This is a genomic window from Bacillus sp. M5A3_1b (assembly GCF_053345335.1).
Genome location: NZ_JBKEZY010000006.1, coordinates 40,619 through 54,267, shown reverse-complemented (window position 1 = coordinate 54,267; position 13,649 = coordinate 40,619). Strand labels below are relative to the sequence as shown.

The 13,649-nt window shown below is 36.4% G+C and carries 14 protein-coding genes; 7 read left to right on the top strand and 7 right to left on the bottom strand.

Going from position 1 to position 13,649, the window contains the following annotated elements:
• Positions 1 to 78: 78 nt before the first annotated feature.
• The gene (locus tag ACLBWW_RS17550) at positions 79 to 486 is read right to left on the bottom strand and encodes a MerR family transcriptional regulator (RefSeq protein WP_000285638.1); all 408 of its coding nucleotides are present in this window, start codon (positions 484 to 486) and stop codon (positions 79 to 81) included.
• A 276-nt stretch (positions 487 to 762) separates the two neighbouring features.
• Between ACLBWW_RS17550 and ACLBWW_RS17545 the strand changes: the two genes are divergently transcribed.
• From ACLBWW_RS17545 to ACLBWW_RS17525, 5 genes are all read left to right on the top strand, one after another.
• The gene (locus ACLBWW_RS17545) at positions 763 to 1,557 is read left to right on the top strand and encodes a glycosyltransferase family 2 protein (RefSeq protein ID WP_048546514.1); all 795 of its coding nucleotides are present in this window, start codon (positions 763 to 765) and stop codon (positions 1,555 to 1,557) included.
• A gap of 114 nt (positions 1,558 to 1,671) precedes the next feature.
• Positions 1,672 to 2,439, top strand: a complete 768-nt coding sequence (gene rfbF / locus ACLBWW_RS17540; RefSeq protein ID WP_046957912.1) for a glucose-1-phosphate cytidylyltransferase — start codon at positions 1,672 to 1,674, stop codon at positions 2,437 to 2,439.
• 1 nt (position 2,440) lies between these two features.
• The gene (gene rfbG, locus ACLBWW_RS17535) at positions 2,441 to 3,496 is read left to right on the top strand and encodes a CDP-glucose 4,6-dehydratase (protein ID WP_048546516.1); all 1,056 of its coding nucleotides are present in this window, start codon (positions 2,441 to 2,443) and stop codon (positions 3,494 to 3,496) included.
• Positions 3,497 to 3,508: 12 nt separating this feature from the next.
• Positions 3,509 to 4,732, top strand: coding sequence for a class I SAM-dependent methyltransferase (locus ACLBWW_RS17530; RefSeq protein ID WP_048546519.1), 1,224 nt, complete (start codon positions 3,509 to 3,511; stop codon positions 4,730 to 4,732).
• On the top strand, positions 4,729 to 5,652 hold the full coding sequence (locus tag ACLBWW_RS17525) for an NAD-dependent epimerase/dehydratase family protein (protein ID WP_048546522.1): 924 nt from the start codon (positions 4,729 to 4,731) through the stop codon (positions 5,650 to 5,652). Before ACLBWW_RS17530 ends, ACLBWW_RS17525 begins: the two co-directional genes overlap by 4 nt.
• On the opposite strand, the gene ACLBWW_RS17520 is transcribed toward ACLBWW_RS17525, so the two are convergent.
• Positions 5,621 to 6,406 (bottom strand): glycosyltransferase family 2 protein, encoded by a 786-nt coding sequence (locus ACLBWW_RS17520; RefSeq protein WP_088064065.1) that lies wholly within the window; start codon positions 6,404 to 6,406, stop codon positions 5,621 to 5,623. The two genes, ACLBWW_RS17525 and ACLBWW_RS17520, sit on opposite strands and share 32 nt — an antisense overlap.
• A 327-nt stretch (positions 6,407 to 6,733) precedes the next feature.
• Here ACLBWW_RS17520 and ACLBWW_RS17515 point away from each other — a divergent pair, with 327 nt between their 5' ends.
• Positions 6,734 to 7,618, top strand: coding sequence for a DMT family transporter (locus ACLBWW_RS17515; protein WP_088064066.1), 885 nt, complete (start codon positions 6,734 to 6,736; stop codon positions 7,616 to 7,618).
• Between the two features lie 43 nt (positions 7,619 to 7,661).
• On the opposite strand, the gene ACLBWW_RS17510 is transcribed toward ACLBWW_RS17515, so the two are convergent.
• The gene (locus ACLBWW_RS17510; RefSeq protein WP_098633923.1) at positions 7,662 to 8,483 is read right to left on the bottom strand and encodes a pentapeptide repeat-containing protein; all 822 of its coding nucleotides are present in this window, start codon (positions 8,481 to 8,483) and stop codon (positions 7,662 to 7,664) included.
• A gap of 195 nt (positions 8,484 to 8,678) precedes the next feature.
• Between ACLBWW_RS17510 and ACLBWW_RS17505 the strand changes: the two genes are divergently transcribed.
• A complete protein-coding gene (locus ACLBWW_RS17505; protein WP_002146550.1) occupies positions 8,679 to 8,855 on the top strand; it encodes a DUF1272 domain-containing protein in 177 nt (58 codons plus the stop codon).
• 68 nt (positions 8,856 to 8,923) lie between these two features.
• Here ACLBWW_RS17505 and ACLBWW_RS17500 read toward each other — a convergent pair whose 3' ends face one another.
• The 4 genes from ACLBWW_RS17500 to gnd form a co-directional block, all read right to left on the bottom strand.
• The gene (locus ACLBWW_RS17500; RefSeq protein ID WP_447614176.1) at positions 8,924 to 9,985 is read right to left on the bottom strand and encodes a lactonase family protein; all 1,062 of its coding nucleotides are present in this window, start codon (positions 9,983 to 9,985) and stop codon (positions 8,924 to 8,926) included.
• A gap of 136 nt (positions 9,986 to 10,121) precedes the next feature.
• The gene (gntK, locus tag ACLBWW_RS17495; protein WP_098633924.1) at positions 10,122 to 11,663 is read right to left on the bottom strand and encodes a gluconokinase; all 1,542 of its coding nucleotides are present in this window, start codon (positions 11,661 to 11,663) and stop codon (positions 10,122 to 10,124) included.
• A 267-nt stretch (positions 11,664 to 11,930) separates the two neighbouring features.
• Complete coding sequence (gene fsa / locus ACLBWW_RS17490; protein ID WP_087984123.1) at positions 11,931 to 12,599, bottom strand: fructose-6-phosphate aldolase; 669 nt, start codon at positions 12,597 to 12,599, stop codon at positions 11,931 to 11,933.
• A gap of 51 nt (positions 12,600 to 12,650) precedes the next feature.
• Positions 12,651 to 13,544 (bottom strand): phosphogluconate dehydrogenase (NAD(+)-dependent, decarboxylating), encoded by an 894-nt coding sequence (gene gnd / locus ACLBWW_RS17485; protein WP_088609547.1) that lies wholly within the window; start codon positions 13,542 to 13,544, stop codon positions 12,651 to 12,653.
• Positions 13,545 to 13,649: the final 105 nt, after the last annotated feature.

Below are 13,649 nucleotides of genomic sequence, written 5' to 3'. Positions count from 1 at the left end.
TACTATAATGTTTTCTTATTTGTTCATTAGAAAACATAGCCCGATACAAAAATTAAAGAGGTCGGATTTCACTTTTTTCTATAATAATAGAACAAGTGTCTGTATTAAAGCTGTCGTTTGACCAGATAAAGATTTCGATATTTTTTCACGTTGTGAATCAGTCAATCCATCTAAAAGCGGCTTTAACTCCGTTAACTCTGCTTCTAATCGATGAATATGGTCTGTCACTTCATTCACTTGTTTCGAAACGTGTTCATTGATACCGAGCAGCTTCTTCTTCTCCTCGATTTTCTCTTTAATCTCACAAAGCGGCATATGCATTTCTTTGCACTTCTCAATAAATTGTAATGTCTCAAATGCTGTTTCATCGTAATAGCGATAATTAGATTGAGATCGCTCCGCTTTTAAGATTCCTAGATTCGTATAATAATCAATCGTGCGTTTCGACACGTGAGCCATGAGAGCCAACTGTCCGATTCGATACACCTTCCCAACGATCTTCCCCCCTTGTTTATATTACTAACATCATACAATACATAAACTGTACAGTCAAACGTGACGGTTTATTATTCATAATTTATACAAAATTTCACATGCCATCTAAGTATGTAGTATATTCACACTCTATAACTCTATCCATATAGTTAGATTACTATTTTTTCGATATGCCGATACCAAAATATAAAAATGGAATCACACATTCCTTTCAACCTTCCTTAATTCAAAACATATGATAATAATATTGAAATAAAATCATTATTTATGCAACTGGAGGAGATTAAAATCACTAGGACAATTATCTCTCACTTTTATAACGAGGAGTATTTATTACCATGGTGGCTTATGCATCATACAAAAATATTTGATCACGGCATATTAATTAATAGAGGTTCTACAGATCGTTCTGTTGAAATTTGTAAATTATTTGCTCCCAACTGGGAAGTACGAAATTCAAGATTCCTTGATTTCGATCCCACTAATACTGATATTGAGGTGATGGAAATTGAAAGAGAGGTTTCAGGTTGGAAAATGGTATTAAATACTACGGAATTTCTTTGTTGTAACAATGTAGAAGAGTTTTTCTCATCACTTCATACGTTAGGCCAAAATATGTATGCAATTAGAATGATTGTCATGATTGATAAGCATAATTACAATTATTCAAAACTAAGATATTCTATTCCGTTAGTAGAGCAACGATATCACGGGCTCTTTCCTTATAAACCAGAAATCGGCTGTGCCTGGAGATTTATACACAACCATCTTAACGGCGCATATTTACCAGGCAGACATTTTACGCAGCACCAACCTATCGTTTATAACTCCCCTTCATTCATTTTAAAATTTTATTTTAGCCCTTGGAACGAACATACAAAGGCAAGAAAATTACAAATTACACCTACTCTTTCAAAAACGGGTGTTCAAATGGGCCTTCAAACTCATTATGGTCAGTCCTCTGAGGAACTCGAAACTCGATTTTTAGAGCTTAGTAACATAACACAAGATCTACGTAATCACCCTGAGTATCAACAATTATTCCCTAAATTCAAACCTTAACATTTCTCACCCTATCATGTTCCACACATTTTTACGCACTTAGCTAAAAACCATACCATTTGTATTTCATATGAATACTGTATATATTATAAATTTTTATTTTAGGAGGAAAAAATGAAAGCTGTTATTCTTGCAGGTGGATATGGAACAAGGATTGGGGAAGAAACTCATTTAAAACCAAAACCTATGATTGAAATTGGAACAAAGCCTATTTTATGGCACATTATGAGTTTGTATAGTCATTACGGGATTACTGAGTTTATTATTTGCTTAGGCTATAAAGGATATGCAATTAAAGAATTCTTTCTAAATTACAACTTACACATGTCCGATTTTACGATACATTTAAGTGACAATACAATTACGAACCACTCTCATCGCATTGAACCATGGAAAGTTACATTAATTGATACTGGTCTAAATACCGAAACAGGTGGACGAGTTAAAAAAATACAAAATTACGTCGGGGATGAACCTTTCTGCCTCACTTATGGCGATGGATTAAGTAATGTAAATATAAAAGAACTCATTGCATTTCATAAAAAACACGGTAAAATGGCGACTGTTACAGCCGTACAACCTCCTGGTAGATTCGGTTCTCTCGTATTAGATAAACAGTCTGTCACATCCTTCCAAGAGAAGCCACTCGGGGATGGCGGATGGGTTAACGGTGGATTTTTCGTTTTAAACCCTGATGTTTTCAATTACATTAGCGGAGATAAATCTGTTTTTGAAACAGACACTTTAGTTCAGTTAGTAAACAAAAATGAACTAGCCGCATATCAACATTCTGGTTTTTGGCATCCGATGGATACATTGCGCGATAAAAATAAATTAGTCGAGCTATGGGAAAGTAATAACGCTCCGTGGAAGGTTTGGTAATATGGCTTCTTCATCTTTTTGGAATAAGAAAAAAGTATTTATTACAGGACATACTGGCTTTAAAGGCTCATGGCTCACCCTTTTTTTAACTTCTTTAGGCGCAGAAGTAATTGGCTATTCTTCTCATCCACCATCCATTCCAAACCTTTTTGAACAATGTAACGTAGCAAAAGAGTGCATAACAATTAAAGGCGACATTACAGATTACGATTCTTTATTACATGCCCTAAAACATCATAACCCTGACATACTATTTCATTTAGCTGCCCAGCCAATCGTCACCACTTCATACAAAAATCCTATCGAAACATTTAAGACGAATGTTTTAGGTACTGTTCACGTATTAGAAGCGGCAAAACATATAGAAAGTATACGCGGCATCATTAATGTTACAAGTGATAAATGCTATGAAAATGATGGGAGCGGTAACCGTGCATTCGTGGAAAGTGACCGATTAGGAGGTTTCGATCCTTATAGTGCTAGTAAAGCTTGTGCTGAACTAGTGGCGACTTCCTATCAAACCTCATTCTTCCGCACTAACACTCAGAATCTTGCCTCAGTAAGAGCAGGTAACGTTATCGGCGGCGGTGATTGGGCAAAAGACCGATTATTCCCAGATGTCATTCGTGCATATTTACAAGATGCTACGTTAAATATTAGAAACAAACACGCTATCCGCCCGTGGCAACACGTATTAGATCCTTTACATGGCTATATCCTTTTAGCTGAAAAACTTTGGAAAGACGCCGAATTTGCAGCGGCGTGGAATTTCGGCCCGATAAATGAACCTAACAGAACCGTTCATAATGTCATTCAATCTATAATGAAATTATGGAATAAACCACTAACAATCCTTTCTCCTCATACAAACACTCCTTATGAATCACCTATTTTAACACTCGATAGTACAAAAGCAGTAAATAAACTCGGTTGGACTCCTAAGTTATCAACAGATCACTCTATCGCTTGGACTGTTGATTGGTACAAGAAATATGCATCTGGTGAAAATATGGAATCTTTCACGCGCCAACAAATCGATGCATTCAAAAATTTATAAGGGGGCTATAAAATGGAACTGAAAAAATGCCGTTTTTGCCACTCATTACTAACAAATACTTTTCTAGATTTAGGTGTTTCCCCTCTCGCTAACTCATTTGTAGATCCAGAACACTCATATAAAATGGAACCATTCTATCCACTGCACACTTTTGTCTGTACCTCTTGTTTACTCGTACAATTAGATGAATTTGAATCTCCGCACAACATTTTTCATGACTATTTATACTTCAGCTCTTACTCCTCCAGTTGGCTACTACACGCTAAGCAATATGTAGAAATGGCGATTAAGCGTTTCAACTTAACCAATCATTCGAAAGTGATTGAAATCGCGAGTAACGACGGGTACTTATTACAATACTTTCAAAAAGAAAATATCGAAACGTTAGGAATTGAACCAGCAAAAAATGTAGCAGAAATCGCTATCCAAAAAGGAATTCCTACTGAAGTGAATTTTTTCAGCAATGACTTTGCAAAAAAATTACCAAAAGCTGATTTAATCATCGCAAATAACGTATTGGCACACGTCCCGAACTTACATGATTTTGTCGCTGGTTTAAAAACGTTATTAAAACAAGACGGAACAATAACAATTGAATTCCCGCACTTATTAAATCTCATATCCTTTAAACAGTTTGATACGATCTACCATGAGCACTTCTCCTATTTCTCACTTATAAGTCTTCAAAAAGTTTTAGCTCATCATCATTTACAAATTGTCGATGTAGAAGAGCTTGCAACGCACGGTGGTTCCTTACGTATTTTTGTAAAACATCATAGCGACAAATCCACTATCCATTCCAGTGTTACAAAATTAATCGAAAAAGAAGTAGATCACGGGCTAAATACATTAGATTGTTATCTCCTTTTTTCTAAACGCATCGAGCAATTGAAAATAAATATTTTAAAGTTTTTTATCGAAGCAAAAGCTTTAAACAAACAAATTATTGGTTACGGTGCACCAGCTAAAGGAAACACCCTTTTAAATTATTGCGGAATAGGAAAAGAATTTTTAGCTTATACAGTAGATAAAAACCCTCACAAACAAAATCTCCTACTACCAGGAACACGCATTCCAATAAAATCTCCAGAAGAAATTAAGCGTACAAAACCTGATTACATTCTCATACTCCCTTGGAATTTGAAAGATGAAATTATGAAAGAATGCTCTTTCATTCGTGAATGGGGCGGCAAATTTTTAGTAACCATTCCAGAAGTTGAGGTAATTGAGCCATGAAAAAAATTCTTGTAACAGGCGGTAGTGGATGGATTGGTAAATATGTTGTAAATTCTCTTATACAAAGGGGCTATGAGGTGCACGCCACTTATCATACAAAGAAGCCTTCTCACATCCCTTGCCACTGGCATAAAGTAAACTTACTTTGTGATGAAGAAGTAAAAAAACTCATTTACGACATGAAGCCTAGTCATCTCATTCATTTAGCTTGGGAAGCAGTGCCGCCAGCTTGTTACGTATCTATTAATAATTACTATTGGCTTACATCCAGCATCTCATTGATTCAACACTTCACAACATGCGGCGGAAAGCGAGTCGTTGTTGCCGGCACCGGCGCAGAGTACGAATGGTTTAACGGCGTACTATTTGAAGATTCACCGCTTCTTTCCTATAAAACACCGTATGCATTATGTAAAAACGCACTACACTCTTGGCTACAAACGTACGCTGAGCAAACCGGCCTCAGCATGTGTTGGGGCCGCATCTTTCATATGTATGGCCCTCACGAACAAGGGAATCGGCTCGTTTCTAACATTATCACTTCCTTATTAAAAAATGAGGAAGCACTATGTACACATGGAAAACAATCAAGAGATTTCCTCCATGTGAGCGACGTCGCTGATGCTCTCGTAACAGTATTAGAACATGGCGTTACAGGCACAATCAATATCGCTTCTGGTCAATCTGTACAAATTAAAGAATTAGCTTCTATCATTGCTAAAAAGTTAGGAAAAGAACATTTAATTAAACTAGGTACGATTCCTTTCTCTAAAGATGAACCTTTATTCGTCGGCGTTAATGTAGAGCGTTTAAAAACTGAAGTAAATTGGAAACCAACATACGATCTAAATACTGGGATCGAAGAAACAATTTTATGGTGGGAATCATTTATAAAAAAACATAACGATACGCACCACTAAAACGCAAATCCTTCGTCCCTCTCGCTAAATCCTTATACCATTCTTCTAATTTTTCAGGTGTAATAATATGATGTGTTCCCATTCCCCCATGCTTACTAGCTTCAGAAAGAGTCGGGCCAATTTGTAATTTCCTCTTTCTCATCGCATCGTTCCAAGGGCTGAAACCAAACCATGCAATACACGCAAGTGGCGGATAAATCATAGATTCATGTGCAGATAAATGTCTCCCAACCGTATAACTTCCGTGTTCATGATTATGAATAAATCTACCTCTTCTCCATAACGCCCAATCTTCTGGTAAATAACCATGAAATCGCTGTTTCATTAAAGGTATTCCAAAGTTAAGGTCCGGATAATTATAGTTAAGATCATCGACCATAATAAGCCCTTCCAGCCAATACATCCTCCCTCCCAATTCATTCAGGGATTTCCAAAACTGATTTTTATCTTGCACACAAAGAAACTCGGTCGTATTTAAAATTATTTTCCATCCTTTTACTTCTTGTTCTATCCTCATCACTTCATGATCTGTCGCTAATGCATCAAATTCTGGATTTGCAGAATCTCGTACTTCCCAGTGTGGTGCGAATTTTTTACAAATTTCAACCGAACGATCTGTTGAACCTTTATTAATTAAAATGCCATGATCAAACAGTTTCGTATGATGAGCAAGCCACCACGGTAATAAATACTCTTCATTGTAAAAATGAGAAATAACGGTTGTAGTTATAACAATCTCCTCCTCGTTCTCTATTAATCTACTTTTTCATCCTACTCTTACTATACTTATCAGTTATGTAATTGGTTTCTTTTATTTTTAAAATATGTTTTTCTACCATATACTATGCTTTCTTAGACAACCACCATTTTCTAAAGAAACATCCCAATAAACTGAAAATTAAGTTATAATATCTTTATTAAATTATGAAGGAGGAATGCACTCATGTACTACAACACTTCATTCGAAAACGATCAACCTGTAAGCCGTCTATAAACTAAGGCGGGCATTCATATAACACTTAACACTATGCCTCGTCTTAGGGAACTCATAAAACCCTAAAAATAGACGGAGGTACTTTACATGAAACAAACAATTTTAGGAGCTATATGTTTATCACTAGCAGCTAGTATATGGGGCGGTATGTATGTTGTTAGCAAATATGTACTCGACTTTATCCCACCACTGACACTCGTTTGGCTACGCTTTATTATCGCTTTCGTTGTTTTATATTTCATTTTGAAAATAGCTGAGAAAAAGCAAAAGAAAAAAGTAACCATTCACAAAAAAGATTGGCTACTCTTCGCCTGGATTGGATTTATCGGCTATTTCATTTCGATTACTTGTCAATTTATCGGAACAAAATTATCTGACGCTCATACAGGCTCTTTAGTAACATCAGCTACACCTGCATTTATGGTTATATTTGCAGCGATCATTTTAAAAGAAAAACTAACCGCTCGTAGACTGCTATCTACTATCATAGCGACAATCGGTGTAATTATCGTCATTGGATGGGATATTGAAATTGGCTCCTATTTTATCGGTACAATCATTTTAGTTGGGGCCGCTATTACGTGGGCTTTACTATCCATTTATGTGAAGATTGCTTCAACTCGATTTTCATCCTTAGTTATCACAACGTACGCCATATTCTTTTCACTCTTTTTCATTACACCTTTTATGATATGGGAACTACAATCAACCTCTATCGAAACAGTAAACACGTACGTAATATTAGGCGTAGTATATTTAGGAGTCGTCTCAACGGCAGGTGCCTTTTTCCTTTGGAATAAAGGGTTAGAATTAATGGACGCAAGCATCGGTTCCTTATTTTTCTTCTTCCAACCTATCGTCGGATCATTGCTTGGTTGGTTACTCTTAAATGAGACATTAAATATTAACTTTTTTATTGGTGGTATTCTTATTATATGTAGTGTTTTCATTACTACTTTTGAAAAGAAATGAAAAAACAGGCAGAGATTCTTAATCTCTGCCTGTTCCACATTCTTTACGCACTCCAATGCGATGGACGGGACAACACTTTCGGTAATTTCGTATGTTTATCCCCTTTCGCTGCATTAATTTGAACTTGCGTCAGAAAAATACTATTTGTGAAATCCGCCCCGCGAATATCTGCATCTCGCAAATCTGCTCCGATAAGATCTGCTCCTCTTAAATCTGCTCCATTTAAGTTAGCCGCAATTAAATAAGCTCCTCTTAAATTCGCTCCTTGTAAATCTTTATTCTTCAAATTTGCTCCCATAAGGTCTGCTCCGCGGTGACTAATTCGTTTCTTACGCGCGGCATTCATTTCCTTCCAAACTAGCTCACTCGTTTCTAAAAGTAACACATTTACTTCCGCACGGTGTAATGGAATATTTACTTTCATTAACTCGTCCGCATTTAAATTTGATAAGCGCTCTGTCTCTCCAATTGCTTTACTTAGTTCTTTATGAATCGATTGTGTCGCCTGTAAAAGAATCGCCTCATTCAAATACCACAGTATTTCATGAAGCTGATGCATAACTGGAAAAGCATCGTACATTTTTCTCGCATGCTTAGCATCTTTCCGCCAATCAATCCCGTTAAACGTAACTTGCGAAATCTTCTGCCCAGCCCCGAAACACTCAAACACTGTACAACCTTTATAACCTTTTCCTCTAAGATTTTTATGTATGCTACATTTAAAATCTGTTTGTAAGTTAGAACATGGTGTCCCGCCATCTTTATTCACCGCAAAATCTACCGATGCTGCGAACGGTAACGCCACGCAACATAAACCGAAGCATTTTTCGCAGTTTGCTTTTAAATGATCGTTATGATTAGTCAAAATATATACCCCCTGTTGTCTTTTGACTATTTCATAATATTCCAACCTTATTAAATAATCAATTTAAAAATAAATGAGCTTCTTTCATTTCAAATCATAACTTTATCATTCGATTTCCTTTCAATTGAAAAAGACAGCTTCTATCTAATGAATTATAATTAAATTATAAATATTCAAACTAAAAGGAGACTTACTATGGCACTCGAAATGAAAACAAACTGTCAAATTTGCGATCAATCTCTCGAATCAAATTCCGAAGCCTACATTTGCGTGTATGAATGTACATTTTGTGCACCGTGTACAGAAGAAAGACAAAACGTTTGCCCAAACTGCGGCGGCGAATTAGTACGTAGACCGAAAAAGAAACAATAAAAAGCAAAGCGATATCGCTTTGCTTTTTTACTGTTTTTGGGATATATAGAAATTCTACCAATCACAAATTAAACGTTCAAAAACTTCACACAAACAGGCTCTGGTACAATAACATCAGATTGTAACAATGTTAACTCACCTGTCGTTTCATTTCTTGAAAATAGCACAAGGTTATGTGACTTTTCATTTGTAGCAAGAAGAAACTTTTCAGTCGGATCTAATACAAAGTCCCTCGGCCAATTTCCTTCTGTAAATGTATGTGCAACAAATGTAAGCTGGCCTGAATTTTGATCCACACTGAAAACAGCAATACTATTATGACCGCGATTCGCCGCATACACAAAACGGCCGTCAGAAGAAATATGAATCGCACTTCCTTGACTATTGTCATCAAATTCTTTCGGAACGGTAGAAATATACTGCAACTCTGTAAAGGACCCTTCTTCCGGATTATATGATAATGCAATAACTTCCGAACTAAGTTCAGTCATTACATACGCATACTTTCCGTTCGGGTGAAAAGTAATATGTCTAGGACCACTTCCTGGGTTCACAGACAAGCTATTCACTTCCTTTAACTTACTATCTTTTATTTCATACGTAATGATTTTATCAATTCCTAAATCAACGCCTACCACATATTTTTCATCAGGAGTATATCCCGCGTAATGCGCATGTGGTTTTTCTTGTCTTTCTTTATTTGGACCAGAACCTTCATTTGCCATAATCGATGTAACAGGATTTACAGTTCCATCTTCTTCATTAACTACGAAAGACTCAATTGTTCCTTTATGGTAATTTGCTGTAACTACCGTACCGTTTTCACTATCCACACTAATATGACAAGGAGTAGCCCCTTCTACTACTTGTCTGTTTTGTTCCGTTAGCTCTCCTGTATAACTGTTAATCGAATAAGCAGCTACACCACCAGCTTCGCCTTCCTTAACAACAGAATAGAGATATTGATTATTTTTGCTAATCGTTACATATGTAGGGTTATCCAGCTTAGCCGCAAGCGTTACATTACTAACTTTTTGTGCTTCTGTATTTAAAGTAAAAGTATATATCCCTTCACTATTTTCTTTCGTGTACGTTCCAACATATCCAATAAACTCTTTGTTATCCGTCATTTTCATAACCCTCTCCCTATAGTTTTTGTTCACCATACTTCTTACCAAGTTCATAAAACTATTTTTGATTGAAAGAATATCCTAAAAAATCGGAGTACCTCTTTATAAGTTACCATATTTTTCTGCCAAATAACCTCTAAACCCATTTTTTCTGAAAAGCTGCTATACTTTCATATTCTTCTTCCAAGTGACGGGCCAAACGAATATAGATCGGTATTAATTCTTTATATTTCTCCACACTTTCCATGTTTGGCTCATGATAAAAATTGGCACCTACCATATTAGAAACTACATGTAATGTATTTATTTCACCTAAACTATATAAACCAAGGATAGCTGCTCCTAGACAAGAGCTTTCGAAACTTTCAGGAACATATACGTCTTGATGAAAAATATCTGCCATCATCTGTCTCCAAAGTTCCGATCTTGCAAAGCCACCTGTCGCTTGAATTTTTTTCGGTTCGCCAATTAGTTCTTTTAAAGCAAGGAGAACTGTATACAAGTTATAAATGATTCCCTCTAAAACAGCACGGATAAGATGCTCTTTCTTATGATGTAGTCCAAGCCCAAAGAAAGACCCCCGCGCATTCGCATTCCATAAAGGAGCTCTTTCTCCTGCTAAATACGGATGAAATAATAAACCATCAGATCCAGGATTAACTTTTGCTGCTATTTCAGTAAGCAATTCATAAGGATCTTTTCCTAAGCGCTTCCCATGCTCAACTTCTAACGCACACAATTGGTCACGAACCCACCTAAAAATCATACCACCATTATTCACCGGTCCACCAATTACCCAAAGGTCCTCAGTTAACGCATAACAAAAAGTCCTACCCTTCGGATCCGTTACAGGATGATTTGTGACAACTCGCACTGCACCGCTCGTACCAATTGTAATAGCAACTACTCCAGGTTCTATTGCATTCACACCTAAATTCGATAGTACTCCATCACTCGCTCCTATTATAAAAGGAGTAGTAACAAGTACATTCATCTCTCTTGCAAATTCTTCATCTAATCCTATTAAGGTGTGCGTAGTTGGAACGAGTTTAGAAAGCTTTTCCTCCGAAATTCCTGCAACACGAAGAGCTTCTTCATCCCATTTTAAAGATTTCAAATTGAACATTCCTGTTGCTGATGCTATAGAATAATCAATTACATATTCCTTAAATAACTTATAGAAAACATATTCTTTAATAGAAATGAATTTATAGCTTTTTGCAAATAAATCAGCATGTTCATTTTTAAGCCAAACTAATTTTGAAAGTGGTGACATAGGATGGGTTGGTGTTCCAGTACGAAGGTAAATTTCATGACCATTCATATCATTCTTTATTTTTTCTGCCCAACTTGCGCTTCTATTATCTGCCCAAGTAATACATCTCGTTAACGGCTTCCCTGCTTCGTCTACAGCAATGACGCTATGCATTGCCGAACTAAAAGAAACACAAAGAATATCAACTGGCTGTACATTACTTGATTGTATAGTTTCTTTAATCGTATGTATGACCGCTTGAAAAATCTCTTCTGGATCTTGTTCCGCTGTTTCTGGTGCGGGAGTATACAAAGGATATTCAATCCCATGACTTGCAATAACAGATCCATCGATCGAAAACAAAACTGCTTTTGTACTAGTTGTCCCAATATCTACACCAATCATATATTTCGAGCTCACTATGTAACCCCTTTCAAATCATTCCTATAACAAAAGAGCACCATGGTGTCTACAAAAAGATGCTCCCTTATGAGAGCTACGTTTTCATAAACTTCACTCTCATAAGGGGATCCTTTTTATAACCATTGTGCTGTTTTGAAAATGCATGGTGTCTTTTCATATCGCTGCTTTTACGTAATAAGGTACCAAACTCGGGATTTATTTTAAAGGATGAAGTTACATAAAGATTGGTCCTCTCGTGAAAAAGCAATTTGTGTAAACTTTACTTCCTTATAACTTAGGCGCCTTCGCCCAATCCGCAGCAAACTTCTCAATACCTTGGTCTGTTAATGGGTGCATAGCAAGTTGTTCAATTACTTTATAAGGAATTGTTGCAATGTGAGCACCTGCCATTGCTACACGAGTGACATGGTCTGGATGTCTAACAGAAGCCGCAATAATTTGTGTATCTAATTGATGAATATCGAACAATTCAGCTATTTTAGCAACTAATAGTACGCCATCTTCAGAAATATCATCTAGGCGACCTAAAAATGGTGAAACATACGTTGCACCTGCTCTAGCAGCTAAAAGGGCTTGGTTCACAGTGAAAATAAGGGTAACGTTCGTTTTCACACCTTTTTCAGTAAGGTAACGACAAGCTTCTAATCCTGCTAGCGTCATCGGAAGTTTTATCGTGATGTTTTTATCACCACCGTTAATTTTAATCAGTTCTTCTGCTTGAGAGATCATTTCTTCAGCTTCTACAACATCTGGAGTTACTTCTGCCGAAACAGATTCAACTTTAGGCACTGCCTGACAAATTTCTGCAATACGGTCTTCAAACTTAATGCCCTCTTTCGCTACTAAAGAAGGATTCGTTGTAACGCCGGCTAAAACTCCAAGTTTATATGCTTTTTTTATGTCCTCAAGATTTGCAGTATCAATAAAAAACTTCATAATTCATTCCCTCCATTTTTTAAACGTTAACGAGTTATAATTTTAAGATATTTATTTCTTTTCTACTGCATGTCCACCAAACTCATTACGCAGTGCTGCTACAACTTTTCCTGTAAATGTATCATTGTCTAATGAGCGGTAGCGCATTAATAGAGACATTGCGATAACAGGAGTTGCTGTTTGAAGGTCTAATGCTGTTTCTACTGTCCATTTTCCTTCACCAGAAGAATGCATAACGCCCTTAATTTCATCCAATTTTGCATCTTTAGAAAATGCGTTTTCAGTCAATTCCATTAACCATGAACGAATGACTGAACCGTTGTTCCATACTCTTGATACTTTTTCATAATCGTAATCAAATTCACTCTTCTCTAAAACCTCAAACCCTTCACCAATAGCAGCCATCATTCCGTATTCAATTCCGTTATGAATCATTTTTAAGAAGTGACCGCTACCAGCTTTTCCTGCATATAAGAATCCATTTTCTACAGCTGTATCACGGAAGATAGGTTCAACGATGTCCCAAGCTTCTTGATCTCCTCCGATCATGTAACAAGCTCCATTACGCGCACCTTCCATTCCGCCAGAAGTTCCTGCATCCATAAAGTGAATGCCATCTTTCTTTAGTTGCTCATATCGGCGAATAGACTCTTTATAATGTGAATTACCAGCTTCAATTAAAATATCTCCTTTTGATAAAAGCGGAGTGATCTCATTAATAACAGAATCAACAACAGCGTGCGGAACCATTACCCAAAGAATTCTTGGTGATTCCAATGATTGCACAAGTTCGTTTAAACTAGACGTACCTGTAGCACCATACTCTTTCATTTCTTCCACCGCACTCGTATTTAAATCGAATGCAGCTACTTCATGTTTATGATCCATTAAATTCTTCCCTAAATTTAATCCCATTTTACCTAAACCAATTAATCCTACTCTCATAATATAATTCCTCCTTGAATTACCTTTCATCATAAATACATGTTAATAAAATGATGAATATCTTTTTGTCATATTGTTTTACATATAAAGAAACGTATGAAATAC

Bases quoted from the DNA above. Each gene is read 5' to 3' on its own strand.
- ACLBWW_RS17500 (WP_447614176.1), bottom strand. From the start codon at position 9,985: ATGACGGATAACAAAGAGTTTATTGGATATGTTGGAACGTACACGAAA.
- fsa (WP_087984123.1), bottom strand. From the start codon at position 12,599: ATGAAGTTTTTTATTGATACTGCAAATCTTGAGGACATAAAAAAAGCA.
- ACLBWW_RS17525 (WP_048546522.1), top strand. From the start codon at position 4,729: ATGAAAAAAATTCTTGTAACAGGCGGTAGTGGATGGATTGGTAAATAT.
- rfbF (WP_046957912.1), top strand. From the start codon at position 1,672: ATGAAAGCTGTTATTCTTGCAGGTGGATATGGAACAAGGATTGGGGAA.
- ACLBWW_RS17530 (WP_048546519.1), top strand. From the start codon at position 3,509: ATGGAACTGAAAAAATGCCGTTTTTGCCACTCATTACTAACAAATACT.
- ACLBWW_RS17515 (WP_088064066.1), top strand. From the start codon at position 6,734: ATGAAACAAACAATTTTAGGAGCTATATGTTTATCACTAGCAGCTAGT.
- gnd (WP_088609547.1), bottom strand. From the start codon at position 13,544: ATGAGAGTAGGATTAATTGGTTTAGGTAAAATGGGATTAAATTTAGGG.
- ACLBWW_RS17505 (WP_002146550.1), top strand. From the start codon at position 8,679: ATGGCACTCGAAATGAAAACAAACTGTCAAATTTGCGATCAATCTCTC.
- rfbG (WP_048546516.1), top strand. From the start codon at position 2,441: ATGGCTTCTTCATCTTTTTGGAATAAGAAAAAAGTATTTATTACAGGA.
- ACLBWW_RS17545 (WP_048546514.1), top strand. From the start codon at position 763: ATGCAACTGGAGGAGATTAAAATCACTAGGACAATTATCTCTCACTTT.